Origin of the sequence: Brevibacillus brevis (assembly GCF_031583145.1) — a bacterium.
Lineage (GTDB): Bacteria > Bacillota > Bacilli > Brevibacillales > Brevibacillaceae > Brevibacillus > Brevibacillus brevis_E.
The window spans coordinates 2,521,770-2,540,295 of the sequence record NZ_CP134050.1 but is presented as its reverse complement, the minus strand read 5'-3'; the positions used below and the strand labels follow the sequence as shown (position 1 = coordinate 2,540,295).

The following is an 18,526-nucleotide window of genomic DNA, read 5'->3' as shown; positions in this document are numbered from 1 at the left end:
TTTTGCCGCCTTACTTTTTCCCGATTTTGCGCACGAGCGCCCGGAGCGCCCACTCATAGCCGTCCATCCCGAGTCCGACTACTTGGCCGATGACGACCGGGGCGATGACAGAATGATGGCGAAACTCTTCGCGTGCATGGATATTGGAGATATGTACTTCGATGGTGGGCAATGCCACGCTGGAAAACGCATCGCGCAGCGCGTAGCTGTAGTGTGTAAACGCCCCTGGATTGATCAGGATCCCGTCGTGCACACCCTTTGCCCTGTGAATCGCGTCGATCAGATCACCCTCGTGATTGGATTGGAGATGCTCCAGCTTGCCGCCCAGCTCGGCCATCACATTGCTCAGTTTTCCGACCAAGTCTTCGAGCGTCTCGCTTCCGTATACTCCGGGCTCCCGCGTCCCCAGCAAATTGAGGTTGGGACCATTCAGCAACAGAATGGAAGCCATTCGTTCTTCCCTCCCTGAAAATCATCGATCAAGGTTTTTTTAACGGTTCATACTAATGAAACATTTTACCATAAGCCATACAGAGTTCAACCAGAGATCTCGCGTAAGATTGCCAACATTCGCGCAGCTCGCAGCAAGGATGGGCGCAGCCATCCAGAGCGTCTGGCTCACCCGCTATTCACTCTTGGTCGTCCGATCGCTCGAGCGTCAGCGTCATCCCGACGAACAGCCCAAAGGACACGTACCAGGCAGCCTCCGTGCTCAAGGTCGACACCTCCCAATTCCCGATCCGAAAGAAAAATCCTGCCACAGCCAGCATGGCGACGCCGTACGCCAGTCCGCTCCACCAGATTCTCACCCTCTGGAACAAGACCGCGAACAGAGCCGTGGCCAGCAGCGTCTCCACAAACAGAAACATCGCGCCCAGCCCCACGGCAGCTGCCGTATTCTCGTCCACGCCATCCAGAATGGGACGTGCGAAAGCTCCTAAACCGTACGGCGTAAGATTGAGAAAATGCGCCGCCAAGCGGATCACTCCCCAAATGACCGTCCCCCACCATGCGAGCTCCAGCCACTTTTTCAGGGACGTTGGACCGCTCGATTGCCGCACCTCGTTCTGCTCAAGGTCACGCTGTCTCGCCCTGAATCCTCGTATCCCTCTTCGCCTTTTGGTCACTTCCACAATCGATCACCTCCGTGTTGGTAGTATGCGCTTTGCATCCGCTTTTCACTAATTGTTGACATTTGTTCGCCCGACTGTGAACTGCTTGTAGCCTCGCGTCCTTATTTCCGTTAATATAGGGAGTAAGGATGGTGATTCAAGTTGGCGCAACAAATCGTACCCAATTACGGTGGTCAGGCCGTCATCGAGGGCGTCATGTTCGGCGGCAAAACGATGACCGTAACAGCCGTTCGCAAAAAAAATCAGGAAATCGAGTATTTTGAAGCCCCCCGTACGGAATATAAATGGATTACTCCCTTGAAAAAAATTCCGTTTCTGAGAGGGATCGTCGGGCTGATCGAAGCAAGCGCAAATGGAGCCAAACATCTCAACTTCGCTTCAGAGAGATACAATATGGAGTCGGGAGAAGGAGTGTCCGAGAGCCCTTCCAGACTGACGATGGTCCTCGGTGTCGCTCTCGTAGGCGTCTTGTCCTTCTTGTTCGGCAAATTCGTGTTTACGCTCGTTCCCGTCTTTCTCGCGGAATTCCTGCTGGGAAAATGGGTGCCGGACGGGGTGCCGCAGACGCTGGCAGAGGGCGGATTCAAGATCATCCTCTTGCTCGGCTACATCACCGCAATCGCCAAAGCTCCTATCATTAAAAGGCTCTTTCAGTATCACGGAGCTGAACATAAAGTGATTAATGCGTTTGAATCCGGGGTAGAATTGACAGTAGAAAATGTGCAAAAATTTTCCACCCTGCACTATCGGTGCGGTAGCAGTTTTCTCATTTTCACGGTGTTCGTCGGCGTCGTCATCTACTCCCTGTTTCCGTACGACTCTCTTCTCGAGAGAGTGGTGCAACGCATCGTCCTTCTCCCGGTCGTGATGGGCGTCTCTTACGAGGTGCTGCAGTTTACGAACAAGCTGCGCGACACCCCGGTGCTGCGCTTCCTGGGCTATCCTGGACTGTGGCTGCAAAAAATCACGACCCGCGAGCCGGAAGACCACCAGGTCGAAGTAGCGATCGCCTCTTTCCAGAAAATGCGGGAGCTGGACCAAAGACAGGCACAAGAAAGAATGGTAACGACAGGATAACGTGATAACGTGAGGCATTTTTGAATCCCATAGAGGTGAGGCCCTATGTTACGCCGCATTCCGCCAGTGATTTTGATTGTGTTTTTGCTAGCGATTTACGGTTTTCTGCTGACGTTTCTCAAAGACCCTGTGAATACGCTGATTATTTTGGGACTGTCTGTCGGGCTTTTTATGGTGGTGCGGAACTATTTGCGGACAGGCGCTTTCTTTCCGCGAAGCGGCGGGCCTCGTAAGCCGAAAACGCCAAAGGCAAAGCCGCCTGCCCTGCGACAGACGGTCAAAAAGCAAAACCAGCCCCGAAAAAATCATCCCTTCCGAGTCATTGACGGCAGCAAAGGCAAGTCCAAGCAAAAGCAAGACGAGCAAAACTCGCACAACAACATGTCCAATTGATACAGCCGGCGATGCCAGGGCAACCCCCTGCGAAGCCAACCGTTCCAATCGTACAAAAAAACAGGCGGCCATTCGACGGCTGCCTGTTTTGCGTTTTGGGAACGATCAGACGAGATATTTGGGTGAGGTCGTGCGAAACACTTTGACATACTCGTCGAAATTCCATGTGGCCAGAAAACGTCTGGCAGACTCTTCACCGGATGTGAACAATCGCTGGCGCAGTTCGAGCGGCATCTGAAACTGCGTGGTGCGAACTCCAAACGTATGAATAAAGATCGTCCGAACCGCATTCGCCTTTTCTACGTAGAACCTGTCATGCGCATCGAGCATCGTCACAAGCAGGCCGCGAGTGAAAGAGAACAGTCCACGAATGTGCGCCTCCTCGGCCTTCGACTGGCTGTCGTGCAGCCGAAAGCCGATCGTCGGCCACTGCGGTTTGCCCGGTACGTCAAACAGCCAGACGGGATAGTTGCTGAGGAGGGCTCCATCCACAATGTAGTGTACTTTGCTCTCGCTGCGCAGCACGGCCGGTTGGAAAAAGAATGGAATCGATGCGGACATGCGTACCGCCCTTGCGACGGGGAACTCTTCCGGAACGATGTCGTATTGGGGAAGATCGTCCGGCAGCACCAGCATTTTGCCTGCCGTGACATCGGAAGCGACAATTCGGAGCTTTCCTGCGGGCAAGTCTCCGAACGTGCGAATCCCCTTTCGCAGCAAGAGCCCCTCTACGAACAGCTCTAGCCGATCGGCGCGAAAGATTCCCTCGTGCACCATCAGCTCGAACAACGGACCGATCAAGGGAAGGCGCCCCAAGCCTTTCCGCTGCAAAAAATGCAAGTAGTCCAGTTCCTCAAAAATCGGTTTGAGCTCACGGCTCGTATACCCTGCGCAAAGCAGTGCCGCCACGATGGAGCCCGCCGAGGTGCCCGCCAGCTTTTCCCATGTGTATCCGTGCTCCTCCATCACCTGCAAGGCTCCGATAAAAGCGATTCCCTTGACTCCGCCACCTTCAAAGACTGCGTCCGCTTTCATCCCTATCTCCCCCTGCGACAGCGCTGTGTTTTCGCCTCCTTATCAAATATAGGGCGACAGCTTTTCCGTTACGACACAGAAAAACGCAAGCCTGGCCGGCTTGCGTCTTGGGAATCTTGCTATTCTTCTTTTTGTTCGTCTTCCAGACGGATGCGCCGCAGCTCTTCCATCCGGTTCGGATCAGCCTGAAAATACTGCACGAGATATTCCAAGCAGGTGATCGATTCCCAGCTTAGATGGTGCTCGATCCCTTCCACGTCCTGATAGATATGTTCTTCATCCACGCCAATCACCCGCATGAATTCCTCCAGCAGGCTATGACGATCCACGAGCCGCTTGCCAATCTTTTTGCCCTTCGTCGTCAAGACCAGGCCACGGTACTTCTCGTAGACGAGATACTTGTCTTTGTCCAGTTTTTGTACCATCTTCGTAACCGAAGAGGGATGTACTTCCAACGCTTCAGCAATATCGGAGACTCGAGCATAGCCCTTTTCTTCAATTAAGCTGTAAATGCGTTCCAAATAGTCTTCCATGCTCGGCGTCGGCATGTGAACCCCTCATTTCAAACCGTATTTCTGACGTCTTAGAAAAAAGCACGTAGAAATATAATACCTCGTAATGAAAACCATTTGCAAGAGAAACGTGCCTTACTGGACTTGTTTTTCCAATTTCACGCTCATGGCTTCCACGTATTGGACGAGCTGTTCCCCCAACTGTTCCAGTCTGGCTTGCAGCCTCTCGTCCTTCAGCTTGCCGTCCGCAGCAAACGCGTTGTAGGCGCTCGGAATGCTCGGACTTGCAGGGAGCGGCCAGGCGTGAAGATTGCGCATGATCAGTTGCAGCGTATTGACGGTGTTCGTCGCACCCATACTGCCTCCCGCCACTCCGATGATCGCTACCTGCTTGTCACGCAAATGGCGGCCTTCCAGGAAATCCAGGCTGTTTTTCAGTGCGCCTGTAAGTGTCCCGTGGTATTCCGGCGAGCCAATGACCAGGCCATCCGCCTCCGAAATGGTTTTAACAAAGCGATGCACGACCTCCGGGTAGGTCGAGGTGTCTTCGCGGTCGTCGTATACAGGCATTGGCCATTCAGCCAAATGGATGAGCTGAGTCTCTGCTCCCGCAGCCTTTGCAGCTTCCAGTACGATGTTCACTGCCTTCTTGGTTGTGGATTCGGTATTCATGCTTCCGGCGATTCCTACGATTTTCATCTTCTGCCACCTCTTCGTCTCATTGCTGTTTTTACCATTATATCCAATATAATATATTTAGTAAACAAAAAAGTTTGTTTATCTTCCTCTGTTCTGAACAAGCCCTTCTCTCTCATACACTTGTACCAAGTTGGAGATAAGGATGGTGCCTATGGACAAAAGCGCTCAGCAGATTGCCGTTCTTTTTGCAGGAGCTGCACTCGGAGGGACGTATCTGGGCGGTTACGAGTGGCTGCGCTTTTTCGCTTATTTCGGTTCCTGGGGGACGATTGGCGCCGTGCTCGCCAGTGTCGGTCTCGGTTGGTTTGGTTACAGTGTGCTGGACATATGCAGGCGCGTCGGCATCCGTTCCTTGCACGCGCTCTTTCTGTACTGGTTTGGGGAAGCGTTCGGTCCGAGCCTCTCCGTCCTCAGCCATATTTTTATTCTGGCCTACGCAGGCGTCGTTACCGGACAGCATGCGACGCAGTTTGCCGAGGGTGCGCCTGGCCTGCTGTTTGTGCTTCTGCCCATCGTCGTCGCAAGCATTTGGTTGAACAAAGGGTGGAACTGGATTTTGGCAGGGACAGCCATCTCGGTTGCGACGGGATTTCTGCTGTTTGGCTTGATCTTCATGGAGCAGCACCACGTACCAATCCCGAACCTCGGATACCAGATGAATCTGAACTGGATCATTCACGCGATCCTTTACCTTGGCCTGCATTTTTTGCTTTGCCTGGCCCTAACCATCCCATTTGCGGCGAGTGCGGCCAACCGTCAGGCCATTCGCACAGGAGTCTGCCTCGGTACGCTGGCCTTCTTTGTCCTGTTGATGACCGGGCAGGCGATCTTGCTCGCACACTGGCACGATGTCCACGCTTCGTCGGCTCCTGTCAAGCTCATCCTGCAGCAGCTCATTCCCATGGGCGACTGGCTTCTGGCTGTCCTCTCGCTGATCCACGGAGGCATCGTGATCGCCGCCATCCTCTACGCGCTCGCCTTGCCTATCGTGGAGCGGCATGATCTGCAGCTACTGCCGATGCTGCTGGTCATGCTGGCCACACTCTTGCTGTTCGCCTTGCTTCCCATGGCGGTTTCCTGGAGCGTGTCCGTCATCGTCAGCGGAGCCACGTACTGCGGGTTGAGCCTGCTCATCCGATATATTTGGAAAAGACAAACATCTTGAGGCAACCAAGTTTGAGCGACAGTCTTATCGTCCATCGTTCATTCCTAGCCCCGTCATTCCCGCTGCGGGGCTGGTTATCTTTTTCTCCCGTTTGCCGAAGAGTCCTTCCCTCTCACATGAATCTCTACCAAATGATAAGGCTTTTCCACCTGGAAGTCGATTGTTTGTCCCCTCCGCTTTTCCATGCAACCCTGCCAAAAAGAAAAGCGCCCCTGCTTTCAGAAACGCTTCGATACCTCCCTCTCTATTGAACAGCTTCCCTCTCCAACGTTTTTCCGCCAGAAATCTTCCCGGTGCTCACCGCGTAAGCAGGCGTCTGTGGGTCCGTCATTTCCGCGACGGCTGCGTACACCGTTTCCGCCGTTTCGATCAGACGATCCGCGCTGATTTTCTCGATGGTGTCCTCCGGCTGATCTCTCCACGCATCTGACGGTGCTCGAGTGAGAAACGCCACTGGTATGCCCGCAGCTGCCAGAGGGAGGTGATCGCCACTCGCTTCCGCCCGGTCATTCCATGCTGTGGAGAAAACTGCACCGTTTGCCTCTGCCAGTGTGACAGGCACATTCCTGCTGCCTGAAGGATCTGAAACCGTAAGGACTCCCGCATCTACGCTGCCTACCGCATCCAGGCAATAGGCCGCGACCATCGCTTTCGTTTCTTTTTCGGTGAGGCCTTCCACGAAAGCGATTGGCCCTTGTTCCCCTGCCGAAGCCGCGCCAAAGCTGACCAGGCGCACCTCCGTATCGGTCGGCTTGTCGGCGAGCAATCGCGCCACTTCCAGGAGCACCGCCACTCCGGATGCACCATTGTTCGCACCTGGAGACTTGACTGCAGAGTCGTGATGAGCCGTGACCAGGACGATTTGACCCGTTCCCTGCGACTCTGGCTTGCGCGTCGCGACGATGTTGTAGGAAGTCTGCCTGATCGACAGTCCACCGTCGACTTTGACGGTCGCCTTCACCGCCTGTTTTTTCATTTGCTCGCGCAAGCGCTCACCCTGTTGTTTCGATAGCATGATGACAGGCACCGACATGTCCAACGGCTCCCCCAGCGTTCCTTTCAGGGCATCGTCACGGTCGTTCCAGACGATGGCCGCCACGGCTCCGGCTGCTGCTGCCTGCCTCACCTTTTCCGCAAAAGTCGTGGATCCCCGTCTGACCAAGGCGATCTTTCCTCGCGCCTTTCCGCTTTGAAAGTCGGCGGCTGTTCCGAGACCGCAATCCGCAATTTCGCCGGTGCCGATTCCATTCGGTCCGTACGTGAAGCCGCGAGCCTCAAAGGCAGCTCCCTTCCATCCCTCCACGGACAGGGAAAGTGCCGACGGTTCCCGATATGTATAATAGGTAAATGGCTGCAGGACAGTTTGGTACCCATAGGATCTCAATGCATTTTCCACATAGACGGCGGCTGCGAACTCCGTCTCTGTCGCGGGAGGCCGAGGCGTACGAGCCAACCTCTCCACATGCAATAAAAGCGTATCCCCATCGATCGCTTCCTGTATCTCCATGGCGCTGGCCTGCGAAAAGACGGGAGAGGGCATCAGCGGCAGAAGCAGTAGTCCACTAGCTAGCACGGCGGTCAGTGAAAAGCGGCGATTTGGTCGCACAGCACATCCCTCCTTACGTCCTCTTTGCCTATTTATTATGGGCCGTCGATAGAGACACCGTCTAGTCAGAATAGTTAGTCAAATACCTGCACTCCGCGCCACCGGACGACAGCTTTCCTTTCCCTTCTTTCTCATCCTGCTTTCGCTCTTTGTCGAATGGGAAATGCCGTCGATTCACGCTTGGGAAATATCGTCAGAATCTTCCATTCGATTTCTTTATAGACACGGCTCCGACTTGCGAAATTATTGATAGCCTTTTCTCTACTTTCAAATTGACCCTGTTCAAGCGATTTGCTAATGTTGACTCATAAAACCGTTGGAAATGAGAATCAGCTGTCCAATCGTTCGGAAGTAGGGCAATTGATCCTTGAACTTGCACGGTAAAATGACATGATGAATCTTGGAACGGTTGAAGGGGGACTCACAATGCTGTATGTAGGTGGTAAATGGGTGGAAGACGGAGAACTAGCCGTCCATCCGGAAGATCGCGGGTACAATTTTGGCGACGGGATCTACGAGGTCGTCCGTATTTACAAAGGAAGGCTGTACATGTGGGATGCCCATATCGCCCGACTCCTTCGCAGTGCACGTGAAATCAAGCTGGAACTGCCTTGGAGCGAAAAAGACCTGACAGAGATTGCCCGACAGCTGATGGAGAAGAACAACATTTCCGAAAACGACGATGCCACTCTCTACCTGCAGGTTTCCCGCGGGGCAGCACCTCGCGTACACGATATACCAGCGGGGATCGAGCCCGTACTCATGGGCTTTGTCCGTCCGAAAGCACGTCCTCTGGCCGATCTGAAAAAAGGCCTGACGGCGCAACTGATTGAAGACATTCGCTGGCTCCGCTGCGACATCAAGACCCTCAACCTGCTCGGCGCGGTACTCGTGAAGCAGTACGCAAAAGACGCCGGGGCGCAGGAATCAATTCTGCACCGCAACGGAACCGTGACAGAGTGCAGCGCATCCAACCTGTTTGCCGTAAAGGACGGGGCCCTGTACACGCACCAGGCCGACCACCTGATCCTGCACGGCATCACGCGTCAGGTCGTCATCGAGCTTGCGAAGCAAAACGGCATCGCCGTGCATGAAGAGGCCTTCGACATCGACTTTTTGAAACAAGCGGACGAAGTGTTCCTGACCAGCACCACGGCTGAAGTCATGCCGATCATCTCAATCGACGGCCAGCCTGTCGGAGGCGGTTCGGTCGGGCCGGTGGTGCAAAAACTGCAAGCCTTGTTTGAACAGCATATCAGCGCAGACGTGCTCGTCTAATTGGGAAAGCGAAAGCTCCCGCCGTCACTCATCGGACTGCGGGAGCTTTTTTCGTTCAGGTCGTTCATTTACTTTGGAAAAATTCGTCCGTGCTTGTCAGCGACGCAAATTCCATTCATCCGTAGAGTAGCGTGTGCGGGCCAGTTCTTCGGCCAGCGCCTGTTCTTCTGCGGAAAGCTCGGAAGGTACCAGCTCTACCTCCAGTCCGGATGCAAAGCCGCGCTGGAATGCACCGATGGCTTCACGAAGGCTGATCGGGCGTGGGCTCACCTCGTTGATCGTCACTGCTTTTTGGCGGAAGCTGTCGATCATCCGCTGCTTGACGCGTTCTGACGGGAAGTTCAACAGCGAGAACAGCAGTTCCACGTCCATATCCAACAGAATGGAGCCGTGCTGCAGGATGACGCCTTTTTGCCTGGTCTGCGCGCTCCCCGCCACCTTTTTTCCTTCGACGACCAGCTCGTACCAGGACGGAGAATCGAAGCAAGCCGAAGACCCGGGAGAACTGTACTTTTCCTTCTCCTCCTCGCTCGCCAAGGACACCATCTCCGCCTGAAGGCCAAGGTTTTGGAAGCCGTGCAGCAGCCCCAAGCTAATGATTTTATACGCTTCCGTCACGCTCGACGGCATTTTCGGATGCTCCTCCGACACGATCACGCTGTAGGTCAGCTCTTTGTCGTGCAGCACGGCCCTTCCGCCGGTCGCCCGCCGGACAAAGCCCAGACCGCTTTCCTGAAGCGCGTCCATGTTGATTTCCTTGAGTGCCTTTTGAAAGTAGCCGATCGACAGCGTCGCCGGTTCCCATGTGTAAAAACGAACGGTCGGCGGCACCTTGCCTTCGCTGTGCAGCTGCAGGATGGCCTCGTCCACTGCCATGTTCATGGCGGGAGACATCGCCTCCGTCACGATATAACGCCACTGTTCCATTGTATGTACCTCCTCTTCGCTACGCATTCATTGTAGCCTTCCGGCGAAAAGCTCGGCAAGACCCGAGTGGGCTCGCAGCAGCCGTGGCTTCAGCCACTGGCCTGCTCGAGCAGGGCGATGACTTTGGCCATGGCGTCTGCCTGAGAATTCTCCCCCATTCGCCGAACGATCTGCTCTCGATTGGCAGCCAGACTCTGCAATGCGCCCATGAAGGTCTGCTCTGTCAGCTCTTCCTCCAACAACACCTCGCAAAAGCCCCGTTTCTCAAACGCTCTCGCATTCACGATCTGATCCCCACGACTGGCTGCCTTGGACAGCGGGATCAGCGACATTGGCTTGCGCAAAGCCAGAAACTCGAAGATTGCATTGGAGCCTGCCCGGGACACGACCATATCTGCCATAGCCAAAAGGTCTGGCAGCTCTTCCATGGCGTACTCGTACTGGCGGTAGCCGGGTCGCTGAAGCGTTTCGTCACACTGTCCTTTTCCGCAAATGTGAACAATCTGGTAATCGGCAAGAAGCGTCGTCAGCTGGCTGCGTACCGCCTCGTTGATCCGTTTCGCGCCCAGGCTGCCGCCCATGACGAGCAGAACAGGCCTTGATGGCGAAAATCCGCAAAGGGACAGTCCCCTCTCCCGAGAACCCAGAAACAGTTCGCTTCGGATCACGGCTCCCACATGCACCGCTTTTTCCACAGGGAGATGATCCATAGTTTCCGCGAACGTGACGCATACTTTCTTCGCAAACGGCACTGACAACCGGTTGGCCAAACCCGGAGTCAGGTCCGACTCGTGGAGAACGACCGGCAAACCATTCATCCAGCCACCCAGCACGACCGGCACGGACACAAAGCCTCCCTTGGAAAAGATGACAGCCGGCTTCCACCTCTTCAGGAAGCGATACGCCTGCCAAGCGCCCCTGGTGACGCGCAGCGGATCCGTTACATTTTTCCAATCCAAGTAACGCCGCAGCTTGCCGGACGAAATGGCCACGTAACGGACACCGGGCTGCCCCTGGACGAGCTCTCGTTCAATTCCGTTCTCGGAGCCAATATACGCGACTTCCCAGCCCGCTTCGAGAAAATGCGGAATCAGCGCCAGGTTGACCGTCACATGTCCGGCCGAGCCGCCGCCGGTAAAGACAATTCGCTTGTTCACCCCGGCACCTCCTTCCCCTTCATCATATCACCCACAGGAAAGAAAAACCGCCTGAGTCAGGCGGTTTTCAGTCGATTCTTATGCTTGCGGCTGGTAGCGCAGGATTGGCTTGCGCGCGGCAGTCGCTTCGTCCAGCCGCTTGACGACCGTCGTATGCGGTGCTTCCTGGACAATTTCCGGCGTCTCTTCACACTCGCGGGCGATTTGCAGCATGACGTCGATGAATTCATCCAGCGTCTCTTTCGTTTCCGTCTCGGTCGGCTCGATCATCAGGCACTCGTCGACGATTAGCGGGAAGTAGATGGTCGGCGGATGGTAGCCGAAGTCCAGGAGACGTTTGGCGATATCGAGCGTGCGGACGCCGAGCTTCTTCTGCAGCACGCCGGACAGGACGAATTCGTGCTTGCACACCTGGTCATAGGGCAAGTGGTAGGCAGTCGCCAGTCGGCGCATCATGTAGTTGGCGTTGAGCACAGCGTTTTGGGAGACCTGCAGCAGGCCTTCCGGTCCCATCGTACGGATGTAGCTGTACGCGCGCACGAGAATGCCGAAGTTTCCGTTGTACCCTTTCACGCGGCCGATAGTCTGCGGACGGTTGCTGTCCCAGTAGAATGTGCCGTCTTCTTTTTTCGCCACGATCGGCGTCGGCAAAAACGGCTCAAGCACTTTCTTGACTCCGACCGGACCGGCACCGGGACCGCCGCCGCCGTGAGGGCCGGTGAATGTCTTGTGCAAATTGAGATGGACCACGTCGAAGCCCATGTCCCCGGGACGCGCGATGCCGAGAATCGCGTTGGCGTTCGCACCGTCGTAGTACAGCAGGCCGCCGGCTTCGTGAACGATTTTGGCCATTTCGACGATGTCTTCCTCAAACAGTCCGAGCGTGTTCGGGTTGGTCAGCATCAACGCTGCGGTATCGGAACCGACCGCTTCGCGCAGTGCCTGGATGTCCACCAGACCGCGCTCGTTGGACGGAATCGTGATCGTGTCCAGACCGGCAACGGCTGCGGACGCCGGATTGGTCCCGTGCGCGGAGTTCGGCACGATGACCTTCGTCCGGTGCCCTTCCCCGCGGCTCTCATGGTAAGCGCGGATCATCATCAGACCGGTCCATTCCCCTGCCGCACCCGCTGCCGGCTGCAAGGTGACCGCATCCATGCCTGTGATCTCAGCGAGCTCTTCCTGCAGGTTGTACAGAAGCTCCAGGGCGCCCTGGACGGTTTCTTCCGGCTGGTACGGGTGCGTTTGCGCAAAGCCCGGATAGCGAGCCACGTCCTCGTTGATTTTCGGGTTGTATTTCATGGTGCAGGAGCCGAGCGGGTAGAAACCGTTGTCTACCCCGTGATTGCGTCGAGACAGTTCGGTATAATGGCGAACGAGCTGCAGTTCGGATACTTCCGGCAGTTCGGCAGGCGTTTCGCGGATCAGGTGCTTGGGCAAGAGACTGGCCACTTCCACCTCCGGCACATCAAGAGCCGGCAAATTGTAGCCCACACGGCCCGGCTTGCTCATTTCAAAAATCAGTGCTTTCTCTTGTTCCTTACGCACGAGCGATCGCCTCCAATTCCTGAGCCAGTTGGTCGATTTCTTCTTTCGTTCTCAGTTCGGTGACAGCCAGAAGCGTATGCCCCGAAAGTTCTGGATAATCCAACCCCAGATCGTAGCCGCCGATGATTCCTGCCGCCAGCAGCTGTTTGTTCACTTCGGCCACCGGCTTCGGCAGCTTTACGACAAATTCGTTAAAGAACGGTGCTGTAAACGCTGCTTCGAGCCCTTTTGCCTGCAGGGCTTGTTTGGCGTAGTGCGCCTTTTGCAGGTTCATCATCGCCATTTCCTGCACACCTTGTTTGCCCAGCGCCGTGAGCGTGATCGCTGCTGCCAATGCCAGCAAGGCCTGATTGGAGCAAATATTCGAGGTCGCTTTTTCGCGGCGGATGTGCTGCTCACGAGCTTGCAGCGTCAAGACAAACCCGCGCTTGCCGTTTTCGTCTTTGGTCTGGCCGACGATGCGGCCCGGCATTTTGCGCATCAGCTTGGTCGTCGTAGCAAAGTAGCCGCAGTGCGGACCGCCGAAGGAAGCCGGAATCCCGAACGGCTGCATGTCGCCAACCACGATGTCTGCCCCGAGCTTACCCGGCGCTTCGAGAACGCCCAAGGCGAGCGGATTGGACGAACTGATCAGGAGAGCGCCGCTGCCATGCGCGATGGCTTCGATCGCTGCCAGGTCCTCTACGCTTCCGAAGAAGTTCGGGTATTGGACGATGACGGCCGCAGTCTGGTCGTTCACGAGCGTCTGCAAGGCCTCGGTATCGGTCACGCCTTCGCTGTTTACGCCGACTTCCACCAGTTCCACGTTTTGCCCGTACGCGTAAGTCTTCAATACGCTGCGCGACTCCGGATGAACGGCGCGAGAGACGATGACGCGCTTTTTGCCGGTGTGGCCCGCTGCCATCATTGCCGCTTCCGCCAGAGAAGTAGCCCCGTCGTACATGGAAGAGTTGGCTACCTCCATACCGGTCAGCTCGCATACCATCGTCTGAAATTCAAAGATCGCCTGCAGCTCCCCTTGGCTGATTTCCGGCTGGTAAGGCGTGTAGGCGGTAAAAAATTCGCCGCGCAGCAGCATGTGATTCACGGTGCTTGGGGTGTAATGCTGGTACACGCCCGCTCCGAGGAAGTTTACATGGGTCGTGAAATTGACGTTCTTGCCAGCGAGTCCGGTAAAGTATTTGACCAGCTCCGGCTCGGACAGGGCTTCCGGGATCTGGATGGCGCCTTTAAAGCGCACCTCTTCAGGAATGTCGGCGAACAGCTCTTCTACACTGGAAATGCCGAGAGTCTCCAGCATTTCGCGCTTGTCCTGATCGGTTTGGGGCAGGTAGCGGTATTTCACGAACGTTGTCCTCCTTAAAATCGGATGTCGAATAGGGAAAGCAAGCAATCAGTTTTTCGGACGTTTATAGAAAGGAGCGGCAACTACCTCTGCTTTGAGTCGTTTTCCGCGGATTTCCACTTCGAGTGTCGTACCGAGAGCGGCATGCTCGCTCTTGATCAGGGCGAGACCGACATTCTTTTTCAGCGTCGGCGACTGAGTCCCGGTCGTGACTTCCCCGATCAGCTCATCTCCCGCGTAAACCGGGTAATGCGTGCGAGGGATGCCCCGGTCGATCATTTCGATCCCGACGAGCTTGCGCGGTGCACCGTTTTCTTTTTGGGCCTTCAGCACTTCCTGGCCGATGAACGGCACTTCCTTGTCGACCTTGACCGCAAAGCCAATGCCGGCTTCGATCGGCGTGATAGTCTGGCTCAGCTCTTGGCCGTAAAGCGGGAGCTTCGCCTCGAAGCGCAGGGTGTCGCGCGCGCCCAGACCACATGGCAAAAGTCCATCCTCCGCGCCAGTTGCAAGCAAAGTGTCCCACAGCTTTGCCGCCTGATCGGCAGCGAGGTACATCTCAAACCCGTCTTCACCGGTATATCCGGTTCGGGAAATCAGCGTCGGCACTCCGTCGATCAGCACGTCTGCCTGAAAGCGGAAGACGCCGATTTGCGACAGGTCCGTCGTCGTCAGCTTTTGCAGGATTTTTTCCGCGAGCGGGCCCTGAATGGCGAGCTGCGCGGTCTGCTCCGAGATGTTTTCGATGGTGACACCCGGGATGAGGTGTTCCTTTAGCCACGCGTAGTCCTTGTCGATGTTGCCGGCGTTTATGACCAGCAAATAGTGATCGTCTGCGTATTTATACACCAGGAGATCGTCGACGGTGCCGCCGTCCGGATAGCAGAGGACGCTGTACTGCGCCTGATAGGCCGCCAGCTTCGACACGTCATTGGTGGTCAAGTGCTGGAGATAGGCGAGCGCGTTTTCTCCTTTTACTTCCACCTCTCCCATGTGCGATACATCAAACAAGCCGGCCTTGGTCCGTACCGCTTCATGCTCCTGACCGATGCTGGAAAACTGGACAGGCAGCTCCCAGCCTCCGAAGTCGATGGTTTTCCCGCCGTACTTCGCATAAGTATCGAACAGCGGCGTTCTTTTCAACGTGGACATATGTGCGAGGCACCTCCTGAAGGGCCAACGAGGTTGGCGTTTTTCCCCAAATTACTGGATGCACGCAGCACGAAGAGGAAAAATTATCCAGTTCATGCGTGCAAAAAAGAGGACGAAAAACGGAACACCAAGAAAAATGGTGCCCATTTCTCCTCCTCTGTCCTTGGTACCTGAGAGTTACCTTGCCTTTCGCAGCGAGGCGGGGATCCCCTCACTGGCAAGTTTCCCCTTTGGTGGCTCCTGACGAGCTCTCTCCAGAGTTGCGTCCAGTAGAGGTACTTTTGCCTGAGAGATTCACCGTTTCCGGCTTGCTCCTTCGGCGCTGCCGCAATCCGGGCAGTCTCTCCCTGCTACTATCATTCGCGGTGGATTCGTGGTCATACATAAGTTTTTCATATGATTCCATACTAACAAGTGAACTTCCTCTTTATCCTACCATGAGAGTACGAACTTGAAAATATGCAAATTAACAGTCAGCTCAAGAAATACTTAACAAATTGGTGAACCGCATTAAAATCGTTAAGCTTTCACAGTCCAGCAAAGAAATATCTGGTACAGACACGCAAAGGAGTTACACATATGCCGAATATTCCTGTTACATTCGACACCGGTTGGCTGGAGCCGCTGGCCGAGCGCATGCAGGAGGATGGACCATGGGACAAATGGGAGCTGTTCAAACTGACGCTGGAAGCTGAGGAAGCCATGGCCGTGCGCGAGTTTGACCAGCTGCAGTCTCTGAAGTACCTGCCCCTTTTGTCACCCTTTCCTCATCAACTGCAGACAGCGGAGCGGGTCTTGCTCGACATGCGCGGACGAGCCATTCTCGCGGACGAGGTCGGGCTGGGCAAAACAATCGAGGCCGGTCTCATCATGAAAGAGTATATGGTGCGCGGGCTCGCGAAAAAAATACTCGTGCTGGTACCTGCCTCCCTCGTCATTCAATGGACGAAGGAGCTGCACCAGAAATTCGGCATTCCCGCCGTCGCCCAGAAGAAAGAGTACATGTGGCGGCAGCACGACGTCGTCGTCGCCTCCATCGATACGGCCAAACGAGACCCTCATCGCCGCCATGTGCTCGATATCGACTACGACATGCTGATCATCGACGAAGCCCACAAGCTCAAGAACAAGCGAACCCGCAACTACCAGTTCGTCAAGGAGATCCGCAAGAAATACTGTCTCCTGCTCACGGCCACGCCGATTCAAAATGAGATGGACGAGCTGTACAACCTGATCAATCTGCTGAAGCCAGGCCATCTGGGTCACAACACCACGTTTTCCTCCAATTACGTGGAAGGCAAGCGGCAGTCCAAAAACAGCGAAAAGCTGCGGGAAGAAATCGAAAAAGTGATGATCCGCAACAAGCGCAGCGATGGAGGCATTCAATTCACCAGCCGCCGTGTGCAATCGATCCCGATTGAGCTGTCCCCCGAGGAGCGTGAATTGTATGAGGGCGTGACCCGCTTTGTACGCGAGCAGTACCACGCCGGGATGGAGGGAATAGGCGGCTTCAATTCCCTCGCCCTCATCACGCTGCAGCGGGAGGTGTGCTCGAGCAAAGAAGCGGCATTCATGACTTTATACAATATGTATCAACGCACGGCCGAGGACTCTCCGATACGCAGGCAAATCGAGGAGCTCGTCGAATTGATCAAACGCATTGACACCCACTCCAAGGCAGCCAAGACTGCGGAACTGATCCAGAGAATCAATGACAAGGTGATCATTTTCACCGAGTACCGGGCTACCCAAAACTATTTGCAAAAGTATCTGCACGACCACGGTATCACTTCCGTCCCGTTTCGCGGCGGCTTCAAACGGAGCAAAAAAGATTGGATGACCGATCTGTTCCAAAACCGCGCGCAGGTCCTGATCGCGACGGAAGCCGGCGGCGAGGGGATCAACCTGCAGTTTTGCAACCAGGTGATCAACTATGACATGCCCTGGAATCCCATGCGCGTCGAGCAGCGCATCGGCCGCGTCCACCGACTCGGACAGAAGCGCGACGTCCACATTCACAATTTGTCTACGGTCGGCACGATCGAGGAGCATATCCTGAAGCTGCTCTACGAAAAAATCGATCTGTTTGAAATGGTGATCGGTGAGCTGGACGACATCGTGGAGCGTCTCAACCTCAACCAATCCCTCGAGGAAAACCTGATCCACATCATCATGGATTCACGTTCGTCTCGGGAGATGGCACTGAAGTTGGACAACGTAGGCCAAGCCATCAGGGCCACCCGACAGACGAATCCCCGGAAGGAATCGACGCTGTCGGAAGCAGCTGACCAATAAACTGTGAAAAGAGGTTCCCTTTATGCAGCAGAAGCAGGTCCGGCAATTTGTGGAGCGCTATTTTGCCTCCTTTTCTGCCCATATCGTCGAGTCGCATCCCGACTATATGACTGTCAAGCTACCGGTCGAGGTCGACAAGGACATCGGCAATCGCCCGTTTTACTGGAGCTGGGTGGAAAAGATGAACATCGCCTACCAGCCGCTCGTGCTGACGTTCGCCTTTCACCCCGACCGGCTTCCGGAAGGTGTGCGAGCGGAATACTTACATCTGGGTGCCGGCCGCATGCAGCAAATCTTTGACTCAGCCAAAAAACACGGGCGCTTTTTGTGCATGTACGAGCAAAAGGCTGGCGCGATGTCTGCTTCCCGGAGATCGACTCCTCTTGTCCCTTGGCTTGGCATGAATCTCAAAGTCTCGTTTCTGTGCGACAAGAGGCGGGACATCCTTCTCTATCTGGGGATCAACCTGCACAACCCCCGCATCGTTCACGACTTTACCTCGTTTTTGTTCCGCCTGCCGCTTACGCCCGCCATTCCGGATTACTTTTACACGCTGGATCGGCGGATAACGGTCGCGGAGGCGGCAAAGATGGCCGAGCAAGAAGTGGCGAGAGTGCTGGAAGCGGAAGACCAGTCATGGGCGATGGAAGCGCGAGCTCGACTGCAGGAAGAGCTCGAGATCCTCTCCGCCTATTACGAGGAGCTGGCCAGACGCGAGCCGGAAGCGGCTGATCAGGAGCTGGAGGATGCCGATGCTTCGGAGGAAAATCCGAAGAAGGAAACCGCCGGGCAACCCGATGAGCAGCCGTCTATCGAAGCAACCGAGATCGAATGGTCCGATCCCCAGCCGGTTGTCGAACAGCCGAAGTCATTTGACGAATATCGGGCTACCGGCGGAAGAATCCTCGACTTTTTGCGTGCGAACGGCATCCAGACGACACCTCGGGAGGAAATCGATCAGAAGGAGTGGCGTAAAAGCACACCGGACGAGGAACGGCAGCGTCGAATGGAGGAATTGAAATGGCAGTACGAGCCGCGAATCGAGGTGCAATTTATCAACGGCGGCTTGTTTTACTTGCATTCCGCCCCGCCGATTGCAACGTCAAAGGAAAAGACCGGGGCCAAATTCCCCGGATCGGGACGAATCCTGTAAAACCTTTGCGAGAAAAGACGCAAGCAAAAAGACAAGTTGCAACAAATCTTT

General features: G+C 55.3%; 17 protein-coding genes and 2 riboswitches. Of the genes, 6 read left to right on the top strand and 11 right to left on the bottom strand.

What is annotated here, in order from left to right:
* Window positions 1-10 precede the first annotated feature (10 nt).
* Window positions 11-451: a type II 3-dehydroquinate dehydratase gene (aroQ, locus tag RGB73_RS12645; RefSeq protein WP_310772498.1), complete on the bottom strand. Its 441-nt coding sequence runs from the start codon at window positions 449-451 to the stop codon at window positions 11-13.
* Window positions 452-629: 178 nt separating this feature from the next.
* A complete protein-coding gene (locus RGB73_RS12640) occupies window positions 630-1,133 on the bottom strand; it encodes a YqhR family membrane protein (RefSeq protein ID WP_310772496.1) in 504 nt (167 codons plus the stop codon).
* A 141-nt stretch (window positions 1,134-1,274) separates the two neighbouring features.
* Here RGB73_RS12640 and RGB73_RS12635 point away from each other — a divergent pair, with 141 nt between their 5' ends.
* Both RGB73_RS12635 and RGB73_RS12630 read left to right on the top strand, forming a co-directional pair.
* The gene (locus tag RGB73_RS12635) at window positions 1,275-2,210 is read left to right on the top strand and encodes a DUF1385 domain-containing protein (protein WP_310772494.1); all 936 of its coding nucleotides are present in this window, start codon (window positions 1,275-1,277) and stop codon (window positions 2,208-2,210) included.
* Window positions 2,211-2,255: 45 nt separating this feature from the next.
* On the top strand, window positions 2,256-2,603 hold the full coding sequence (locus tag RGB73_RS12630) for a hypothetical protein (RefSeq protein ID WP_310772492.1): 348 nt from the start codon (window positions 2,256-2,258) through the stop codon (window positions 2,601-2,603).
* 105 nt (window positions 2,604-2,708) lie between these two features.
* Here RGB73_RS12630 and RGB73_RS12625 read toward each other — a convergent pair whose 3' ends face one another.
* The 3 genes from RGB73_RS12625 to RGB73_RS12615 form a co-directional block, all read right to left on the bottom strand.
* Window positions 2,709-3,638, bottom strand: coding sequence for a patatin-like phospholipase family protein (locus RGB73_RS12625; protein ID WP_310772490.1), 930 nt, complete (start codon window positions 3,636-3,638; stop codon window positions 2,709-2,711).
* A 119-nt stretch (window positions 3,639-3,757) separates the two neighbouring features.
* Window positions 3,758-4,186 carry a transcriptional regulator MntR gene (gene mntR / locus RGB73_RS12620; protein ID WP_310772488.1) on the bottom strand — a complete coding sequence of 143 codons (429 nt, stop codon included), beginning with the start codon at window positions 4,184-4,186 and terminating at the stop codon, window positions 3,758-3,760.
* 99 nt (window positions 4,187-4,285) lie between these two features.
* Window positions 4,286-4,849 (bottom strand): NADPH-dependent FMN reductase, encoded by a 564-nt coding sequence (locus tag RGB73_RS12615; protein WP_310772486.1) that lies wholly within the window; start codon window positions 4,847-4,849, stop codon window positions 4,286-4,288.
* A gap of 151 nt (window positions 4,850-5,000) precedes the next feature.
* Here RGB73_RS12615 and RGB73_RS12610 point away from each other — a divergent pair, with 151 nt between their 5' ends.
* The gene (locus RGB73_RS12610) at window positions 5,001-6,014 is read left to right on the top strand and encodes a hypothetical protein (RefSeq protein ID WP_310772484.1); all 1,014 of its coding nucleotides are present in this window, start codon (window positions 5,001-5,003) and stop codon (window positions 6,012-6,014) included.
* 244 nt (window positions 6,015-6,258) lie between these two features.
* On the opposite strand, the gene RGB73_RS12605 is transcribed toward RGB73_RS12610, so the two are convergent.
* Entirely contained in the window at window positions 6,259-7,620 is a 1,362-nt protein-coding gene (locus RGB73_RS12605; RefSeq protein WP_310772482.1) for a M28 family peptidase, read from the bottom strand.
* 426 nt (window positions 7,621-8,046) lie between these two features.
* On the opposite strand from RGB73_RS12605, the gene dat reads away from it, so the two are divergent.
* Window positions 8,047-8,898 carry a D-amino-acid transaminase gene (dat, locus tag RGB73_RS12600; protein WP_310772480.1) on the top strand — a complete coding sequence of 284 codons (852 nt, stop codon included), beginning with the start codon at window positions 8,047-8,049 and terminating at the stop codon, window positions 8,896-8,898.
* A gap of 96 nt (window positions 8,899-8,994) precedes the next feature.
* Here dat and RGB73_RS12595 read toward each other — a convergent pair whose 3' ends face one another.
* From RGB73_RS12595 to gcvT, 5 genes are all read right to left on the bottom strand, one after another.
* On the bottom strand, window positions 8,995-9,825 hold the full coding sequence (locus RGB73_RS12595; RefSeq protein ID WP_310772478.1) for a lipoate--protein ligase family protein: 831 nt from the start codon (window positions 9,823-9,825) through the stop codon (window positions 8,995-8,997).
* Between the two features lie 89 nt (window positions 9,826-9,914).
* The gene (locus RGB73_RS12590; RefSeq protein WP_310772476.1) at window positions 9,915-10,982 is read right to left on the bottom strand and encodes an undecaprenyldiphospho-muramoylpentapeptide beta-N-acetylglucosaminyltransferase; all 1,068 of its coding nucleotides are present in this window, start codon (window positions 10,980-10,982) and stop codon (window positions 9,915-9,917) included.
* A gap of 78 nt (window positions 10,983-11,060) precedes the next feature.
* On the bottom strand, window positions 11,061-12,530 hold the full coding sequence (gcvPB, locus tag RGB73_RS12585) for an aminomethyl-transferring glycine dehydrogenase subunit GcvPB (RefSeq protein WP_310772474.1): 1,470 nt from the start codon (window positions 12,528-12,530) through the stop codon (window positions 11,061-11,063).
* A complete protein-coding gene (gcvPA, locus tag RGB73_RS12580; RefSeq protein ID WP_310772472.1) occupies window positions 12,523-13,875 on the bottom strand; it encodes an aminomethyl-transferring glycine dehydrogenase subunit GcvPA in 1,353 nt (450 codons plus the stop codon). The genes gcvPB and gcvPA overlap by 8 nt, the downstream gene beginning before the upstream one ends.
* A 48-nt stretch (window positions 13,876-13,923) precedes the next feature.
* Window positions 13,924-15,027, bottom strand: coding sequence for a glycine cleavage system aminomethyltransferase GcvT (gene gcvT, locus RGB73_RS12575; protein WP_310772470.1), 1,104 nt, complete (start codon window positions 15,025-15,027; stop codon window positions 13,924-13,926).
* A gap of 147 nt (window positions 15,028-15,174) precedes the next feature.
* Window positions 15,175-15,290: riboswitch (glycine riboswitch) on the bottom strand.
* A riboswitch (glycine riboswitch) is annotated at window positions 15,291-15,387 on the bottom strand. It lies immediately after the preceding riboswitch.
* A 219-nt stretch (window positions 15,388-15,606) separates the two neighbouring features.
* Between gcvT and RGB73_RS12570 the strand changes: the two genes are divergently transcribed.
* Together RGB73_RS12570 and RGB73_RS12565 are read left to right on the top strand one after the other, a co-directional pair.
* Window positions 15,607-17,322, top strand: coding sequence for a DEAD/DEAH box helicase (locus tag RGB73_RS12570; protein WP_310772468.1), 1,716 nt, complete (start codon window positions 15,607-15,609; stop codon window positions 17,320-17,322).
* 22 nt (window positions 17,323-17,344) lie between these two features.
* A complete protein-coding gene (locus tag RGB73_RS12565; protein WP_310772465.1) occupies window positions 17,345-18,475 on the top strand; it encodes a YqhG family protein in 1,131 nt (376 codons plus the stop codon).
* Window positions 18,476-18,526: the final 51 nt, after the last annotated feature.

Bases quoted from the DNA above. Each gene is read 5' to 3' on its own strand.
- aroQ (WP_310772498.1), bottom strand. From the start codon at position 451: ATGGCTTCCATTCTGTTGCTGAATGGTCCCAACCTCAATTTGCTGGGG.
- RGB73_RS12630 (WP_310772492.1), top strand. From the start codon at position 2,256: ATGTTACGCCGCATTCCGCCAGTGATTTTGATTGTGTTTTTGCTAGCG.
- RGB73_RS12625 (WP_310772490.1), bottom strand. From the start codon at position 3,638: ATGAAAGCGGACGCAGTCTTTGAAGGTGGCGGAGTCAAGGGAATCGCT.
- mntR (WP_310772488.1), bottom strand. From the start codon at position 4,186: ATGCCGACGCCGAGCATGGAAGACTATTTGGAACGCATTTACAGCTTA.
- RGB73_RS12615 (WP_310772486.1), bottom strand. From the start codon at position 4,849: ATGAAAATCGTAGGAATCGCCGGAAGCATGAATACCGAATCCACAACC.
- RGB73_RS12610 (WP_310772484.1), top strand. From the start codon at position 5,001: ATGGACAAAAGCGCTCAGCAGATTGCCGTTCTTTTTGCAGGAGCTGCA.
- dat (WP_310772480.1), top strand. From the start codon at position 8,047: ATGCTGTATGTAGGTGGTAAATGGGTGGAAGACGGAGAACTAGCCGTC.
- RGB73_RS12595 (WP_310772478.1), bottom strand. From the start codon at position 9,825: ATGGAACAGTGGCGTTATATCGTGACGGAGGCGATGTCTCCCGCCATG.
- gcvT (WP_310772470.1), bottom strand. From the start codon at position 15,027: ATGTCCACGTTGAAAAGAACGCCGCTGTTCGATACTTATGCGAAGTAC.
- RGB73_RS12570 (WP_310772468.1), top strand. From the start codon at position 15,607: ATGCCGAATATTCCTGTTACATTCGACACCGGTTGGCTGGAGCCGCTG.
- RGB73_RS12565 (WP_310772465.1), top strand. From the start codon at position 17,345: ATGCAGCAGAAGCAGGTCCGGCAATTTGTGGAGCGCTATTTTGCCTCC.